Here is a 14,024-nt window from a genome sequence, read left to right on the forward strand (position 1 = left end):
GGTCGGTGCCGCCGCAACCCTAATATTTAACGTTAAGCTCGGCTTAAGACTTCATAGGCACGATGCCTGAGGTGATCCAAGGAGCCGGTGAGCTGCTTCCGGCGCTAATCCGAGTGAAGGAAACGTTAATGGCCCGCTCCAAGCTCTTTGCCTTGGCGCGCTCCCTCACGCTCGCTGCGAGCGTCGGGACGCCGTGCCTCGCACAAGCCGCGGATCTGCTGCCGCCCCCGATGCCCGAGCCCCTGCCGCCGCCCATCGAGGTCGGCGGCGGCTGGTACCTGCGCGGCGACGTCGGCGCCAGCATCACCCAGCACCCCCACTACGACGTGCCGGACGACAAGAGCCTGAACTTCTTCGGCGCCTCGCAGGGCACCGGCGTGCTGGCCGGCGTCGGCGTCGGCTATCAGTTCAACGGCTTCCTGCGCGCCGACGTCACCGGCGAGTACCGCTCCACCAGCCTGCGGCTGAACAGCTACAGCGACTTCGGTTACTCGGGCTGCGACGACAACTCGGGCAACGCCTGCTACAACGCCAAGGGCCGCAACTACAACACCACGAACGGCCACTTCGACTCCGCCGTTGTGCTTGCCAACGTCTATGCAGATCTTGGTCATTACTACGGCGTGACACCCTTCATCGGTGCGGGCGTCGGTGTCGCCTTCAACTACCTCAACGGCTTCTCGGATGCCGGCATCACCAAGACGACGTTCACCTACGACGACGGCTCCAGCAAGAGCATCGGTGGCGCGAGCCTCGGCGCCTACAAGGACCAGTCCAAGGCGAGCCTCGCCTGGGCGCTCCATGCCGGTCTCGCCTATGACGTGACCCCGAACTTCAAGGTCGAGCTCGCCTATCGCTACCTCAATCTCGGTCACGCGCAGACCGGCGTGCTGAACTGCTTCTGCGGCGAGACCCTGACCCCGATGAAGGTCAAGAACCTCGAGGCGCACGACATCAAGATCGGCCTGCGCTACCTGCTTGGCGGCTTCGCCGCGCCGCTGCCGCCGCTGGCGCCCGAGTACGTCCCGCCCGCGCCGCCGCCCGGCCCGCTGGTGCGCAAGTACTGATCCGATCCGATCCGGCACGATCGAAGGGCGGAGCGGGGCATCCCCGCGCCGCCCTTCGCGTTTGTCGGACCTTCGGCCTTCGCGCCTTCCGGGCCGGCGGGCGGGGGTGCCCGGCAGGGTTGTGGGCGTCGCTGCCCCGGCACCTTGGCGTTAGGGTTAAGTGCTTCCTAACCTTTGTGGATCAGTCTCGCCTGAGGTCGCCCCCGGGGCGTCCGCGAATTCTCCGACTGTCGGTCGCCTGATCGGGCCAAGGGCTCCGGGGCGCTCAGAGCGTGGGGACGACTTGATGGTTGCGTTCAGATTCCTGCCGGCCTGCGCCGTGCTCCTCGCCGTGGGCGGCATCGGACAGGCCCGCGCCGCCGACCTGCTGCCGAGCCTGCCCCCGCCGCCCCCGCCGCCGGAGGTCGCCCCGGTCGAGATCGGCTCGGGCTGGTACCTGCGCGGCGATTTCACCGAGTCCTTCTACGGCCGGCCCCGCGACGACACCCGGCCCGACCCGAACGATCCGGGCGTGCCGCCCCTCGTCGGCGTCCGTCTCAACGACACGGCCGGCTACGGCGGCGGCGTCGGCTACCGCTTCACGCCCTGGCTGCGCGCCGACGCCACCGTCGATTACCGGGGCCCGAGCCGGTTCAGCCTGTTCTCCTCGCGCTCGAGCTTCGCCACCGGCGGCAACATCGAGACGGGCCGCGCCGACGTGCTGACCGGGCTCGTCAACGTCTACGCCGATCTCGGCACTTGGTGGGGGCTGACGCCCTATATCGGCGGCGGCGTCGGCGTAGCCAATGTCGGCACGAGCCGCAGCTACACGCAGACCTCCTGTTTCCAGGACGGCTGCGACGGCACCCCGGGCGTCGGTCCGCGCGAGGCCGTGCTTCGGCCAGCCAAGTCCGTGGCCTCCCTGGCCTGGGCGCTCACGGCCGGTCTGTCCTACGCGGTCGGCAACGGCGTCAGCATCGATGCGGCCTACCGCTACGTCGATCTGGGCAAGCTCCGCACCGGGATCGACAGCTACGGCTACGGCACCCGCCTGAAGGACCTCGCCGCCAACGAGTTCCGGGTCGGCCTGCGCTACGACTTCTCCGGCCTCGCCGGCCCGGGGCCGCTCGGCACGGCGGCCTACGGCCACTGACGGCGGGATCGTGGCACCGGATCGAGGGCTTCAGAACCAGCCCTTGATCCGGAAATACAGGATCGGGACCACCGCGCTGAGGAAGATCAGGCCGAGCGCGTAGGGGTAGCCGTAGGTCCAGTCGAGCTCCGGCATGTGCTTGAAGTTCATGCCGTACATCGAGGCGATCAGCGTCGGCGGCACGCCGACGACCGAGACCACGGTCAGCACTCGGAAGACGTTGTTCTGCTCGATGTTGATGAGGCCCAGAGCCGCGTCGAGCAGGAACTGAACGTTCTCCGACAGCCGCGTCTCGAACTCGTCGAGCGATTCGATGTCCCGCCGGATCGTCTCGAAGCGGGCATCCTCCTCCTGCTGCAGCAGACCCTCGCAGGCTCCGGCCACGAACGGCACGATGCGCTCGAGCCCGAGCAGGCTCGCGCGGATCTTGCCGAGCGCCTTGCCGCGCCGCGCGATGCCCCGCAGGATCCGCCGTAGCGCGAGGTCCCGGCGGCGCGGCGGCGCGTCGGCGTTGCGGCTGCGTGTGGCCCGCACGTCGAAGTCGAAGATGCGGGTCGACAGGGTGTCGAGGTCGGCGCCCATGTCCTCAAGGGCATCCGCGAGGCTGTCGACGAGCTCCTCGATCAGCAGCAGGAAGGTCTCGGTGCTGGTCGCGGCCCGCTCGCCCTCCGCGAGCCGCTTGTTGGCCGCCTCGAAGGCGCGCAACTCGTGGAAGCGGATCGTGACGAGATGGTCCGCGGTCAGCAGGAACCCGAGCGGCTTGAGCTGGGAATCAGCCTGCTCGAAGGTGATCATCGGCGTCGAGAGCGAGAGGCCGGTCTTGAGCCGGCGCAGGCGGCTCGACGATTCCACCTCGCTCAGCGCCGTGCGGGACGGGATCCGGATCCCGGTCGCCGCCTCGACGGCCTCCGCCTCCGCGGCGCTTGGGTCGTTCAGATCGATCCACACTGCCCCCGGCGGCAGCTCTCCGCCCGATCCGGCCTCAGCTGCAGCGAGCATGCCTTCCGGTCCGTGCAGCGTCAGCATGGGGAAACGGTCTCGATCGGAAGGGGGAGGGGGGTCCGGAACCCGACGCACAGCCGTCGCGAAAGGGTGCGACAGACTTGACTCCTCGGGCACCCAAGGCTATCTGCCCGGCGACGGTTAGCACTCACCGCATGCGAGTGCTAACCGACCGGCTCGAAGGCGGCGACGCGCGCCGCATCAACGCCACTTTCAGTTTTGAAGCAAGAGGGCAGCTCATGAAGTTCCGTCCGCTGCACGACCGCGTCGTCGTCCGCCGTATCGAGGGCGAGGAGAAGACGAAGGGCGGCATCATCATCCCGGACACCGCCAAGGAGAAGCCGCAGGAAGGCGAGATCGTCGCCGTCGGTCCGGGCGCCCGCGACGAGGCCGGCCGCATCAACGCGCTCGACGTCAAGGCCGGCGACCGCGTCCTGTTCGGCAAGTGGTCCGGCACCGAGGTGAAGATCGATGGTCAGGACCTCCTGATCATGAAGGAATCCGACATCATGGGCGTCGTCGCCTAAGGGCGCCGATCCCGCGATCCGCACCGCCCTTCGAGGCCGGCCGGATGTCCGGCGCGGACCTTGGGGTACTTAACCAGACCTCCAGCTATAAGGAAGCCAGCACATGGCAGCGAAAGACGTTCGTTTCTCCGCTGACGCGCGCGACAAGATGCTGCGCGGCGTCGACATCCTCGCGGATGCGGTGAAGGTGACGCTCGGCCCGAAGGGCCGCAACGTCGTGATCGAGAAGAGCTTCGGCGCGCCCCGCATCACCAAGGACGGTGTCACGGTCGCCAAGGAGATCGAGCTCGCCGACAAGTTCGAGAACATGGGCGCCCAGATGGTGCGCGAAGTGGCCTCGAAGACCAACGACATCGCGGGCGACGGCACCACCACCGCGACCGTGCTGGCCCAGGCCATCGTGCGCGAGGGCGCCAAGTTCGTCGCTGCCGGCATCAACCCGATGGACCTCAAGCGCGGCATCGACATCGCCACCGCCGCGGCCGTGAAGGACATCATCGCCCGCGCCAAGAAGGTCGCCTCCTCCGACGAGGTCGCCCAGGTCGGAACGATCTCCGCCAACGGCGACAAGGAGATCGGCGAGATGATCGCCCACGCCATGCAGAAGGTGGGCAACGAGGGCGTCATCACGGTCGAGGAGGCCAAGACCGCCGAGACCGAACTCGACGTCGTCGAGGGCATGCAGTTCGACCGCGGCTACCTCTCCCCGTACTTCATCACGAACGCGGAGAAGATGGTCGCCGAGCTCGAGGATCCCTACATCCTCATCCACGAGAAGAAGCTCTCCTCGCTCCAGGCCATGCTGCCCGTGCTCGAGGCCGTGGTGCAGACCGGCAAGCCGCTCCTGATCATCGCCGAGGACATCGAGGGCGAGGCGCTGGCCACCCTCGTGGTAAACAAGCTCCGCGGCGGCCTCAAGGTCGCGGCCGTGAAGGCGCCGGGCTTCGGTGATCGCCGCAAGGCGATGCTCGAGGACATCGCCGTCCTCACCAAGGGCCAGATGATCGCCGAGGACCTCGGCATCAAGCTCGAGAACGTGTCGCTCCCCATGCTCGGCCGCGCCAAGCGCGTGCGCATCGAGAAGGAGAACACCACGATCATCGACGGCACCGGCGAGAAGGCGGACATCGAGGCCCGCGTCGCGCAGATCAAGGCGCAGATCGAGGAGACCACCTCGGACTACGACCGTGAGAAGCTGCAGGAGCGTCTGGCCAAGCTCGCGGGCGGCGTCGCGGTGATCCGCGTCGGCGGCGCGACCGAGGTCGAGGTCAAGGAGAAGAAGGATCGCGTCGACGACGCCCTCAACGCCACCCGCGCGGCGGTCGAGGAAGGCATCGTCCCGGGCGGCGGCGTCGCGCTGCTGCTGGCCAAGAAGGCGGTCGCCCAGCTGAAGTCCGAGATTCCGGACGTGCAGGCGGGCATCAAGATCGTCCTCAAGGCGCTCGAGGCCCCGATCCGTCAGATCGCCCAGAACGCGGGCGTCGAGGGCTCGATCGTTGTCGGCAAGATCACCGACAACACCGGCTCCGAGACCTTCGGCTTCAACGCCCAGACCGAAGAGTACGTCGACATGATCCAGGCCGGCATCGTCGACCCGGCCAAGGTCGTGCGCACCGCCCTGCAGGATGCGGCCTCGGTCGCCGGCCTCCTCGTCACCACCGAGGCGATGGTGGCCGACGCTCCGAAGAAGGACAGCGGCGCCCCCCCGATGCCGGGCGGCGGCGGCATGGGCGGCATGGACTTCTAAGTCCATTCCCCATCACGGTACGGAAGAGGGGTCGCCGCAGGGCGGCCCCTTTTTCGTTGGTGCCATCGAGGATCCGACGCGGACGCCGAAATCCACACGGGCGTCTCAGGTCTCCTCCCGCTTGCGGCGTCGCGGTGAGATCGCCGCCATCGCGGCGGAGTCGAGCGCACCGCTGCCATCCCGCGGCGAAATTGCCTCGGCCGCTTTCGGCACCCTTGCGCGCGAGGCCCGGGGTGCCGTAGCGGGTTTTCCCGTGGGTGAATCTGCCGCCGCCTTCCTGGCCTTGGCGGCTTTCGGAGCCGGCTCGGCGCCGTCGGCCAGCGCGAGGAGATGGCGGCGGCGCTCCACCGCGCTTGCAGCCTTCATCTCAGGGTGATGCTTGTCGAGCCGCCCGACGATCGTCTTGATCTCCGTGTCCTTCAGGCTCTCGATCACCAGCGCGAAGGTATCGTGGCCGAAGGCGTCGCGGACGCCACGCAGTCCCGACATGTCGAGCTTCGGGGCCTTCAACTGCTTCGCCGCGAGGGTCCCGGCCGCCCTGGTGAGGTCGGCTTGAATGGTCGGGAAGGCTGCGGGCGCCGAGAGCATGGCCCGCAGCACCGCGAGGCCGTCGAGTTTAAGCGCCATTCAGAGCCTCCCTCAATTCCGCCACCAGTGGCACGATCGTCTCGCCGATGAGATCGTGAGCCGGATCTCTGTATTTGTTGGTGAACGTCACGAACTCTTTCGTCAGTGCGTTCGCGAGCGCCGCCGATTGCCGGACCCGGGTATGGAACAGCCGGTATCCGGCGCTTTCGGCGTCGGCCCCGACGCGAAGGACGTCGTAGGTTCGGCGCTGAAGATTGGTTTCTTGCCAGCGCGTGATCAGCACATGCGGCGGACGCTTGGGCGCGAGCATGCTCGAGGTGCCACCAGGGCTGCTCCAGATCATCCGGTAGAAGGCCTTCAGCCCGTAGGTCGAGAGGAAGTCCGAGATGCAGGCCACGACCACCAGATCGCTGGCGCGGATCGCGACCTCCGTCATCGGCGAGATGCCAGGGGCACAATCGAACAGGACGTAATCGTAGCTTTCGCGCAGGGGCAGGAAATCGTCCTGGAACAACGTCCACAGATGGCCCTCGATGGCGTGCATCGAGAACTTGCGCTTGGTCAGCGCGTAGATGATCTCGCGCTCGACGATGCGCAGGTCCGGCCCAGAGGCCAGCAATGCGATATCGAGCGGCTCGTTGAGGTGGGTCGTGCTGCTCACGTGTGGACGGATGAAGTCCGGCAGGACCCCTTTGGCCCGGTCGACGATGCGCAGACCGAGATAGTGATCGAGGGTCTGTCCAGACTCGATCATCTCGGCGAGGATGGCATCGCCCGTGAAGCAGATCGACGCGCTGGCCTGCGGATCCAGATCGACCACGAGCACCCGCCCGCCGTCCGCCGCCAGCGCTTCGGCCAACATGACCACGGTGGTGGTCTTGCCGACGCCGCCCTTCATGTTGGCGACCGCAATTAGCTTCCCGCTCACCGGCGAACCTCTCTGACGACAGCTTCGAGCCGCATGCGATTCTCAGCCGACAGCCGAGATTCCAGGAAGCCATCGATCACGGCCGGACGTGTGACCGTGCGGCGCGGATCGACCAGGATCTCGGTACCTTCGGGTGTCGTCGGATCGCGCAGGCGGATCAGGCCGATCCCGTGGGCTGCGCAATGCGCCTCGATCTCGGCGAGCCGCGCTTCCGCCCGGGAGCCCGTCGGAAGGTGCCAGACGAGATGGCCGAAATGGGTGAAGCGCGTCTGCGCGAGCGCCTCGTGCACCGCCAGGACCGTGCCGCCCGTTTCGGTCTTGAGCTCGAAGGCATGCACGTCGACCTGCAGGCCCGGCAGCAGCCGGAAGCGCATGGCGGAGACGACGATGAAATCCGGCCGCGCCCAAAGCCCTTGGCGCGGTCCGCGCAGCGAGGTGTCCTGCACGATCGTGCAACCCTCGCCGACATCAAGTCCCTTGGCGAAGCCGCCCTCGAGGTAGCGCCGAAGCGGCTCCATCAAGGCCGCTTCCGACCAGCGCTCGGGCTCCTTCTGGGCGGGTGGCGGCACGGCATCCGGCGCTGCCTGCTCGGGCACGAGGAAGATCTGTCCGCCCTGGCCGCGCAGGCGCCCGATCCGGCCCCGGCCGAGCAACCGGTCGCGGGCCTCGAAATATTCGTCCTGTCCGACGAGTCGGCGCCGTTCCCGCGTCAGCATCACGCGCATCACACGGTTGAGCACCGGCGTGCTGTCTCCGGGCAGCAAGGCGAGAATCTGGGCCTCGAGATCACCCGTCGTACCTGCACCCACCTGTCAGTTCCCGAGCCGCGGACACGTTTCGGTCCGCAGGTCCCCTACCTAAAGTTGGCATCCCGGAAGGCAAGCGTTCCGCGTTCGCTCTGCCCGCGCCCAGGCCAGCGCCTGCGCCACCCTGACAGCGTCGCGCTGCGCTTCTGGTCCCCGACTTGCCTCCGCGGACACGAGGCCTACGATCCGCTCCGAGTCTTCGAGACCCCAAGGACATCCGATGCATCGAACCCGTTCCGGCCTGCATCTCGCGCGGGCCGCCGCGCTGGCAGCCCTCGCCGTCACGGCCCTGCCGCTCGGTCCCGCCTGCGCTCGCGAGATGCCGGACGCCGCCGCGGGGCAGGCCGCGCGTAAGCCGAACGTGGTCATCCTCGCGACCGGCGGCACCATCGCGGGCGCCGGCGCGGATGCCGCCAACAGCGCGACCTACCAGGCGGCCAAGGTGCCGGTGGACAAGCTGATCGCCGCGGTGCCGGCCATCGCCGATGTTGCGAACGTGCGCGGCGAGCAGGTCTTCCAGATCGCCTCCGAGAGCTTCACCGACGCCCAACTCGTCCAACTCGGCAAGCGCGTCTCGGCGCTGCTGAAGCAGGACGATGTCGACGGCGTGGTGATCACCCACGGCACCGACACCCTTGAGGAGACGGCCTTCTTCCTCGACCTCGTGGTCAAGAGCGACAAGCCGATCGTGGTGGTGGGCTCGATGCGGCCCTCCACCGCGATCTCGGCCGACGGCGCCCTGAACCTCCTCGACGCGGTGACCACGGCGGGCTCCAAGGAGGCGGTGGGCAAGGGCGTCCTCGTCACCATGAACGACCAGATTCAGGCGGGACGGGATGTCACCAAGCGGACGAACATCGTCCCGAGCGCATTCTTCAGCCAGTGGGGACCACTCGGCATGGTGGTCGAGGGCAAGACCTATTTCTTCCGCAGTCTCGCCAAGCGGCACAACACGAACTCGGAATTCGACATCGACACGATCGACAGCCTGCCGCTCGTGGCGATCGTCTACGGCTCGGGCAACATGTTTCCGGGGGCCTACACGGCGGCGGTGACTGCGGGCGCCAAGGCGATCGTCAACGCGGGTACCGGCAACGGCTCCGTGCCGGGCTATCTTGTCGACACCCTGAAGGACCTCCGGTCAAAGGGCACCCTGATCGTGCGCTCCTCCCGCGTCGGGGACGGCTTCGTGCTGCGGAACGCCGAGCAGCCCGACGACAAGTACGACTGGGTGGTGGCCCACGACCTGAATCCGCAGAAGGCCAAGATCCTCACGGCGGTGGCGCTGACCAAGACCAGCGACACTAAGGAACTGCAGCGGATCTTCTGGGAATATTGAGACGCGGGCGAGCGGGATCGCGGCGCGGCGTCCGCTCGGGCTTCCGGCTGCGCGCATCTCCGGACCGGTCCGATCCTTGCGACCGTCTCCATCCGACGATGAATTTTGAAAACGTTTACAGAGCGCGTCTCGCGCCCTAGAACGTCTTGAAAAGGTGCGGGTCGCGCGTCGCGCCGGGGACTCGCCGAGGAGGGGCCATGCCGGAGATCCATCCCGAGGTCGCGGCCGTCACGGCTCGCATCGTCGAGCGCTCGCGGCCGACGCGCCGGCGCTACCTCGACCTGATCGCCCGCGAGCGCGAGGCGGGCGTGCACCGGCCGACGCTCGCCTGCGGCAACCTCGCCCATGGCTTCGCGGCTTCCGGCGAGGACAAGGCGGCGATCCGAGCCGGCAAGACGATGAACATCGGCATCGTCACCGCCTACAACGACATGCTCTCGGCCCATCAGCCCTACGGACGCTATCCCGACCAGATCAAGGTCTTCGCCCGCGAGCGGGGCGCCACCGCCCAGGTGGCCGGCGGGACGCCGGCGATGTGCGACGGCGTCACGCAAGGCCAGCGCGGCATGGAGATGTCGCTGTTCTCGCGCGATACCATCGCGCTCTCGACCGCGGTGGCGCTGAGCCACGGCATGTTCGACGGCGCGGCGCTGCTCGGCATCTGCGACAAGATCGTCCCGGGCCTGATCATCGGGAGCCTGCGCTTCGGCCACCTGCCGACGATCCTGATCCCGGCCGGGCCGATGCCCTCCGGTCTCGCCAACAAGGAGAAGCAGCGGATCCGCCAGCTCTACGCCGAGGGCAAGGTCGGGCGCGAGGAACTGCTCGAATCCGAGTCCGCCTCCTATCACGGGGCGGGCACCTGCACCTTCTACGGCACGGCCAATTCCAACCAGATGATGATGGACGTGATGGGCCTGCACATGCCGGGCGCCTCGTTCATCAACCCGGGCACGAAGCTGCGCCAGGCCGTGACGCGGGCGGCGATCCACCGCCTTACCGAGATCGGGGCTTCGGGCAACGACTACCGCCCGCTCGGTCACTGCATCGACGAGAAGGCGATCGTCAACGCGGTGGTCGGGCTCCTCGCCACCGGCGGCTCCACCAACCACGCGATCCACCTGCCGGCGATGGCGCGCGCCGCCGGCATCGTGCTCGATTGGGAGGATTTCGACCGGCTCTCGGCCGCGGTGCCTCTCATCGCACGGGTCTACCCGAATGGATCGGGCGACGTGAACCACTTCCACGCAGCCGGGGGCATGAGCTTCGTCATCGCCGCGCTCCTCGACGGCGGGCTGCTGCACGACGACATCCTCACGGTGGCCGGTGGAAGCCTGCGCGACCACGCCCGTGATCCCAAGCTCCACGGCGACGACCTCGTCTTCGAGCCCGCGGTTCCCGAGAGCCTCGATCCCAACATGCTGCGCCGTCCGGATCATCCCTTCCAGGCCGATGGCGGCATGCGCCTCGTCAAGGGCAATCTCGGCCGAGCCACCTTCAAGACCAGCGCGGTCGAGCCCGAGCGGCGCACGATCGAGGCGCCGGCGCGGGTGTTCTCGGACCAGGACGACGTCATCAAGGCGTTCAAGGCCGGCGAGCTGGAGCGCGACGTGGTTGTCGTGGTGCGCTTCCAGGGTCCCAAGGCCAACGGCATGCCGGAGCTGCACAAGCTGACGCCGCCGCTGGGCGTGCTGCAGGATCGCGGTCACAAGGTCGCGCTGGTCACCGACGGGCGGATGTCGGGCGCCTCCGGCAAGGTGCCGGCGGCGATCCACCTGACCCCGGAGGCGCTCGGCGGCGGCCTGATCGGCCGGATCCGCGACGGCGACATCGTCCGCCTGAGCGCCGAGGAGGGCCGGCTCGAGGTGTTGGTGGATCCCGCCGAACTCGCGGCCCGCCCCGATGCCGAGCCGCCCGTCCCGGAGATGGGTACCGGGCGCGAGCTGTTCGCCCTGATGCGCCAGGGGGCCGACGGTGCCGAGCTGGGCGCCTCCGCGATGCTGGCGCTGGCCGGCCTGTGACGCCAGTGACGAGGGAGACGCCTGCCGTGACCGACCAGAGTCCGATCGATGCGCTGATGCGCTCCGTGCCCGTGATCCCGGTGCTTGTGATCGAGGACGCGGCCCATGCCGAGCCGATCGCCCGCGCCCTGGTCGCAGGCGGGCTGACGGCGCTGGAGGTCACCTTGCGGACGCCCGCGGCGCTCGACGTCATCCGGGCGATGTCCCGGGTGGAGGGCGCGGTCGTCGGGGCCGGGACGGTGCTGAACCCGCGCGACCTCGATGCCGCGATCGAAGCGGGAGCCAGGTTCGTCGTCAGCCCGGGGCTCACCGCGCCTCTGACGCAGGCCGCGCTTGCCAGCGGCGTGCCCTACCTGCCGGGCGTCGCCAACGCCGCCGATATCATGCGCGGCCTCGACCACGGGCTCGACCGCTTCAAGTTCTTCCCTGCCGAGGCGTCGGGGGGGCTCAAGGCTCTGAAGGCCTTCGCCGCGGTGTTCGGGCAGGTGCGCTTCTGCCCGACCGGCGGGATCAGCGAAGCCACCGCGCCGGACTGGCTCGCCGAGCCCGCGGTGCTCTGCGTCGGGGGAAGCTGGGTGGTGAAGCCCGGAACTCCGGACGTCGCCGCGATCCAGCGAGCCGCCGAGGCGGCCTCGGCGCTGCGAGGCCGCTGAGCGCCGGCCCTACTCCGCCGGAACCGCCTCGCGCAGGTCGCGCGGGGTGAAGCGTCCGCCGTCCGGCTGCATGTCGATGCGCCGGTCGTGCAGGGCATGCAGCGTCGAGCGGTGGCCGATCGAGACCACCGTCGTGCCGGGCAGGCGCTCCCGCAGCATCCGGTAGATCGCGGCCTCGCTCGGCTCGTCCAGCGCCGCCGTCGCCTCGTCGAGGAACAGCCAGTCGGGCTTGGCCAGCACCGCGCGGGCGATGGCGAGGCGCTGCTGCTCGCCCCCCGAGAGGCGCCGGTCCCAGCTGTCGACCTCGTCCAGGCGGTCGGCCAGCTGGGGGAGCTGGGCCGCGACGAGGGCCTCGCGGATCGCCGCGTCGCTGAACTGATCGGTGGTGTTCGGGTAGACCACGGCGCCCCTGAGCGTGCCGAGCGGCAGGTAGGGCCGCTGGGGCAGGACGAGGGCCGATTGGCCCGCCGGCACGTCGATCCGGCCGCGGCCGAAGGGCCAGATCCCGGCGATCGCCCGGAACAGCGTCGACTTGCCGGACCCCGACGGGCCGGTGACGAGGGTGGCACCCTCCTTCGGCAGGGTCAGCCGCGCCGCTCCGACGATCTCGCGGTCATCGGGAAGGGCGAGGGTGAGATCGCGCGCCACGACCCCTCCGGCGGTGTCGTTGCCCTGGACCAGGCCGTAGCCCGCGGCCGAGAGCGCCTCGGCCTTGGTCATCGCCCGCTTGAACGAGCCGAGACGGATGGTATTGGCCTTGTAGGCCGCCAGCGTGATGTAGGAGTTGATGAAGAAGTTCAGCGATTCCTGCACGCTGCCGAAGGCGCTCGAGGTCTGCTGCAGGGCGCCCAGCGTGATCTTCTTGGCGAAGAACGACGGCGCGGCGACCACGAGCGGGAAGATCGCGCTCGCCTGCCGGTAGCTGAAGGTGAAGGCGATCAGCTTGATGCGCCGGAAGATGATGCCGACGTAATTGTCGATGATCGCGTGGAACAGGCCCGCGAGCCGCGTGCTCTCGGCCCGCTCGCCGCGCAGCAGCGCGATCTGCTCCGAGTAGATGCGGTTGCGGGCGAGCGAGAAGCGGAAATCCGCCTCGACCTGCTCCTGCCGGAAGTCAAGCCCGATCAGCGGGCGGCCGATCAGGTGCGTGAGCCAGGTGCCGACCAGCGCGTAGGCGATCACCAGCCAGACCAGGAAGCCCGGGATCACGATGTCGGTGAAGGGCAGCACGAAGTCGCGGCTCAGCGTCCAGAGGATCACGATGAACGAGACGAGCTGGGCCGCCTGCGACAGGAGACGGATCGACAGGCTCGCCGTCTGCTGGATGAAGGCGTTGACGTCGGACTGGATGCGCTGATCGGGGTTGTCGGCATCCTCGTTCGTGAAGGGGATGCGGTAATGCGTGCCGGACCCGAGCCAGCGCTCGTACAGGCTGTGGGTCAGCCACGTGCGCCAGCGGATGTGCAGCGAGGAATCGACGAAGAGGTCGATCATGCCGATGACGATGTTGAGCACGGCGAGCGGCACGAAGATCCAGGCGAGCTGGTACCAGAAGGCCTGCTGGTCGTATTCCTGAATGGAGTTGTAGAGGTCGCGGTAGAAGAAGTTGAACCGCAGCGTCAGCGCCACGTCGGCGAAGTTCACGAAGATCGACAGCGCGACGAGCCTCTGGCCGATCTGGCCTTCCGTGCGGCCGAACCAGCGGAACAGGCCGATCTCCTTGGTCGGCGCGTCGCGGTTCGCGAAATACGGATCGGCGATGAGCGTGATGTCGCGGATCGGCTTCCAGTGGGACACGGCGAGCACGATCCCGGCGAAGACGACGGCGCCGGTGGCGGCGAAGGACGGCGGCAGCAGCGCGGCCATCACGGGCGGCAGGCCGCCCATCGCCGCGAGCGTCTTGGAACCGGCGAGCAGCAGGTAGCCGAGCCCGTAGACCGAGACGAACACCTTGAGGTAGGCCGAGAGGTTGGCCGAGGCCAGCAGGATGCCCGCCATCGCGAAGCCCGCGAGCGAGACGTAGAGCGGCGGGGACGGGATGCCCGGCACCGCCAGCAGCACCAGTGCGGCCAGTGCGGTGAGCACGGCCTGAAAACCGAGCCCGCTCCTGATTGCGGCCACGCGACGCCTCCCGATCTCGCGGACCGGCGCGGACATCGTCCGGCCGTCCTACCCGTCAGCGCCAGTGACGGCGCGTCGTGGCGAGATAGTGGC

General features: G+C 68.5%; 12 protein-coding genes. 7 read left to right on the forward strand and 5 right to left on the reverse strand.

Going from position 1 to position 14,024, the window contains the following annotated elements:
• Positions 1-128 precede the first annotated feature (128 nt).
• On the forward strand, positions 129-1,067 hold the full coding sequence (locus ACS5RC_RS03770; RefSeq protein WP_478342466.1) for an outer membrane protein: 939 nt from the start codon (positions 129-131) through the stop codon (positions 1,065-1,067).
• Between the two features lie 286 nt (positions 1,068-1,353).
• On the forward strand, positions 1,354-2,199 hold the full coding sequence (locus tag ACS5RC_RS03775) for an outer membrane protein (protein WP_478342467.1): 846 nt from the start codon (positions 1,354-1,356) through the stop codon (positions 2,197-2,199).
• Positions 2,200-2,229: 30 nt separating this feature from the next.
• On the opposite strand, the gene ACS5RC_RS03780 is transcribed toward ACS5RC_RS03775, so the two are convergent.
• The gene (locus ACS5RC_RS03780) at positions 2,230-3,225 is read right to left on the reverse strand and encodes a CorA family divalent cation transporter (RefSeq protein WP_478342468.1); all 996 of its coding nucleotides are present in this window, start codon (positions 3,223-3,225) and stop codon (positions 2,230-2,232) included.
• A gap of 215 nt (positions 3,226-3,440) precedes the next feature.
• Between ACS5RC_RS03780 and groES the strand changes: the two genes are divergently transcribed.
• Positions 3,441-3,728, forward strand: coding sequence for a co-chaperone GroES (gene groES / locus ACS5RC_RS03785; RefSeq protein ID WP_055886789.1), 288 nt, complete (start codon positions 3,441-3,443; stop codon positions 3,726-3,728).
• Between the two features lie 103 nt (positions 3,729-3,831).
• Positions 3,832-5,475, forward strand: coding sequence for a chaperonin GroEL (gene groL / locus ACS5RC_RS03790; protein WP_478342469.1), 1,644 nt, complete (start codon positions 3,832-3,834; stop codon positions 5,473-5,475).
• Between the two features lie 105 nt (positions 5,476-5,580).
• On the opposite strand, the gene ACS5RC_RS03795 is transcribed toward groL, so the two are convergent.
• Genes ACS5RC_RS03795 through ACS5RC_RS03805 form a run of 3 tightly spaced genes read right to left on the reverse strand, consistent with a single transcriptional unit; the run spans position 5,581 to position 7,800 of the window.
• On the reverse strand, positions 5,581-6,102 hold the full coding sequence (locus tag ACS5RC_RS03795; protein ID WP_478342470.1) for a hypothetical protein: 522 nt from the start codon (positions 6,100-6,102) through the stop codon (positions 5,581-5,583).
• Positions 6,092-6,991: a ParA family protein gene (locus ACS5RC_RS03800; protein ID WP_478342471.1), complete on the reverse strand. Its 900-nt coding sequence runs from the start codon at positions 6,989-6,991 to the stop codon at positions 6,092-6,094. Before ACS5RC_RS03800 ends, ACS5RC_RS03795 begins: the two co-directional genes overlap by 11 nt.
• A complete protein-coding gene (locus ACS5RC_RS03805; protein ID WP_478342472.1) occupies positions 6,988-7,800 on the reverse strand; it encodes a hypothetical protein in 813 nt (270 codons plus the stop codon). The genes ACS5RC_RS03800 and ACS5RC_RS03805 overlap by 4 nt, the downstream gene beginning before the upstream one ends.
• Before the next feature lie 217 nt (positions 7,801-8,017).
• On the opposite strand from ACS5RC_RS03805, the gene ACS5RC_RS03810 reads away from it, so the two are divergent.
• From ACS5RC_RS03810 to eda, 3 genes are all read left to right on the forward strand, one after another.
• Positions 8,018-9,136: an asparaginase gene (locus ACS5RC_RS03810; protein WP_478342473.1), complete on the forward strand. Its 1,119-nt coding sequence runs from the start codon at positions 8,018-8,020 to the stop codon at positions 9,134-9,136.
• A 197-nt stretch (positions 9,137-9,333) separates the two neighbouring features.
• Positions 9,334-11,157: a phosphogluconate dehydratase gene (edd, locus tag ACS5RC_RS03815; protein WP_478342474.1), complete on the forward strand. Its 1,824-nt coding sequence runs from the start codon at positions 9,334-9,336 to the stop codon at positions 11,155-11,157.
• 56 nt (positions 11,158-11,213) lie between these two features.
• On the forward strand, positions 11,214-11,810 hold the full coding sequence (gene eda, locus ACS5RC_RS03820) for a bifunctional 4-hydroxy-2-oxoglutarate aldolase/2-dehydro-3-deoxy-phosphogluconate aldolase (RefSeq protein WP_478342662.1): 597 nt from the start codon (positions 11,214-11,216) through the stop codon (positions 11,808-11,810).
• A gap of 9 nt (positions 11,811-11,819) precedes the next feature.
• Here eda and ACS5RC_RS03825 read toward each other — a convergent pair whose 3' ends face one another.
• Positions 11,820-13,931, reverse strand: coding sequence for an ABC transporter ATP-binding protein/permease (locus ACS5RC_RS03825; protein WP_478342475.1), 2,112 nt, complete (start codon positions 13,929-13,931; stop codon positions 11,820-11,822).
• Positions 13,932-14,024 lie beyond the last annotated feature (93 nt).

The organism is Methylobacterium sp. HJ2, from assembly GCF_056431005.1.

Excerpts from the sequence above, each read along its gene's own strand:
- ACS5RC_RS03770 (WP_478342466.1), top strand. The coding sequence starts at position 129 with ATGGCCCGCTCCAAGCTCTTTGCCTTGGCGCGCTCCCTCACGCTCGCT.
- ACS5RC_RS03775 (WP_478342467.1), top strand. The coding sequence starts at position 1,354 with ATGGTTGCGTTCAGATTCCTGCCGGCCTGCGCCGTGCTCCTCGCCGTG.
- ACS5RC_RS03780 (WP_478342468.1), bottom strand. The coding sequence starts at position 3,225 with ATGCTGACGCTGCACGGACCGGAAGGCATGCTCGCTGCAGCTGAGGCC.
- groES (WP_055886789.1), top strand. The coding sequence starts at position 3,441 with ATGAAGTTCCGTCCGCTGCACGACCGCGTCGTCGTCCGCCGTATCGAG.
- groL (WP_478342469.1), top strand. The coding sequence starts at position 3,832 with ATGGCAGCGAAAGACGTTCGTTTCTCCGCTGACGCGCGCGACAAGATG.
- ACS5RC_RS03795 (WP_478342470.1), bottom strand. The coding sequence starts at position 6,102 with ATGGCGCTTAAACTCGACGGCCTCGCGGTGCTGCGGGCCATGCTCTCG.
- ACS5RC_RS03810 (WP_478342473.1), top strand. The coding sequence starts at position 8,018 with ATGCATCGAACCCGTTCCGGCCTGCATCTCGCGCGGGCCGCCGCGCTG.
- edd (WP_478342474.1), top strand. The coding sequence starts at position 9,334 with ATGCCGGAGATCCATCCCGAGGTCGCGGCCGTCACGGCTCGCATCGTC.
- eda (WP_478342662.1), top strand. The coding sequence starts at position 11,214 with ATGCGCTCCGTGCCCGTGATCCCGGTGCTTGTGATCGAGGACGCGGCC.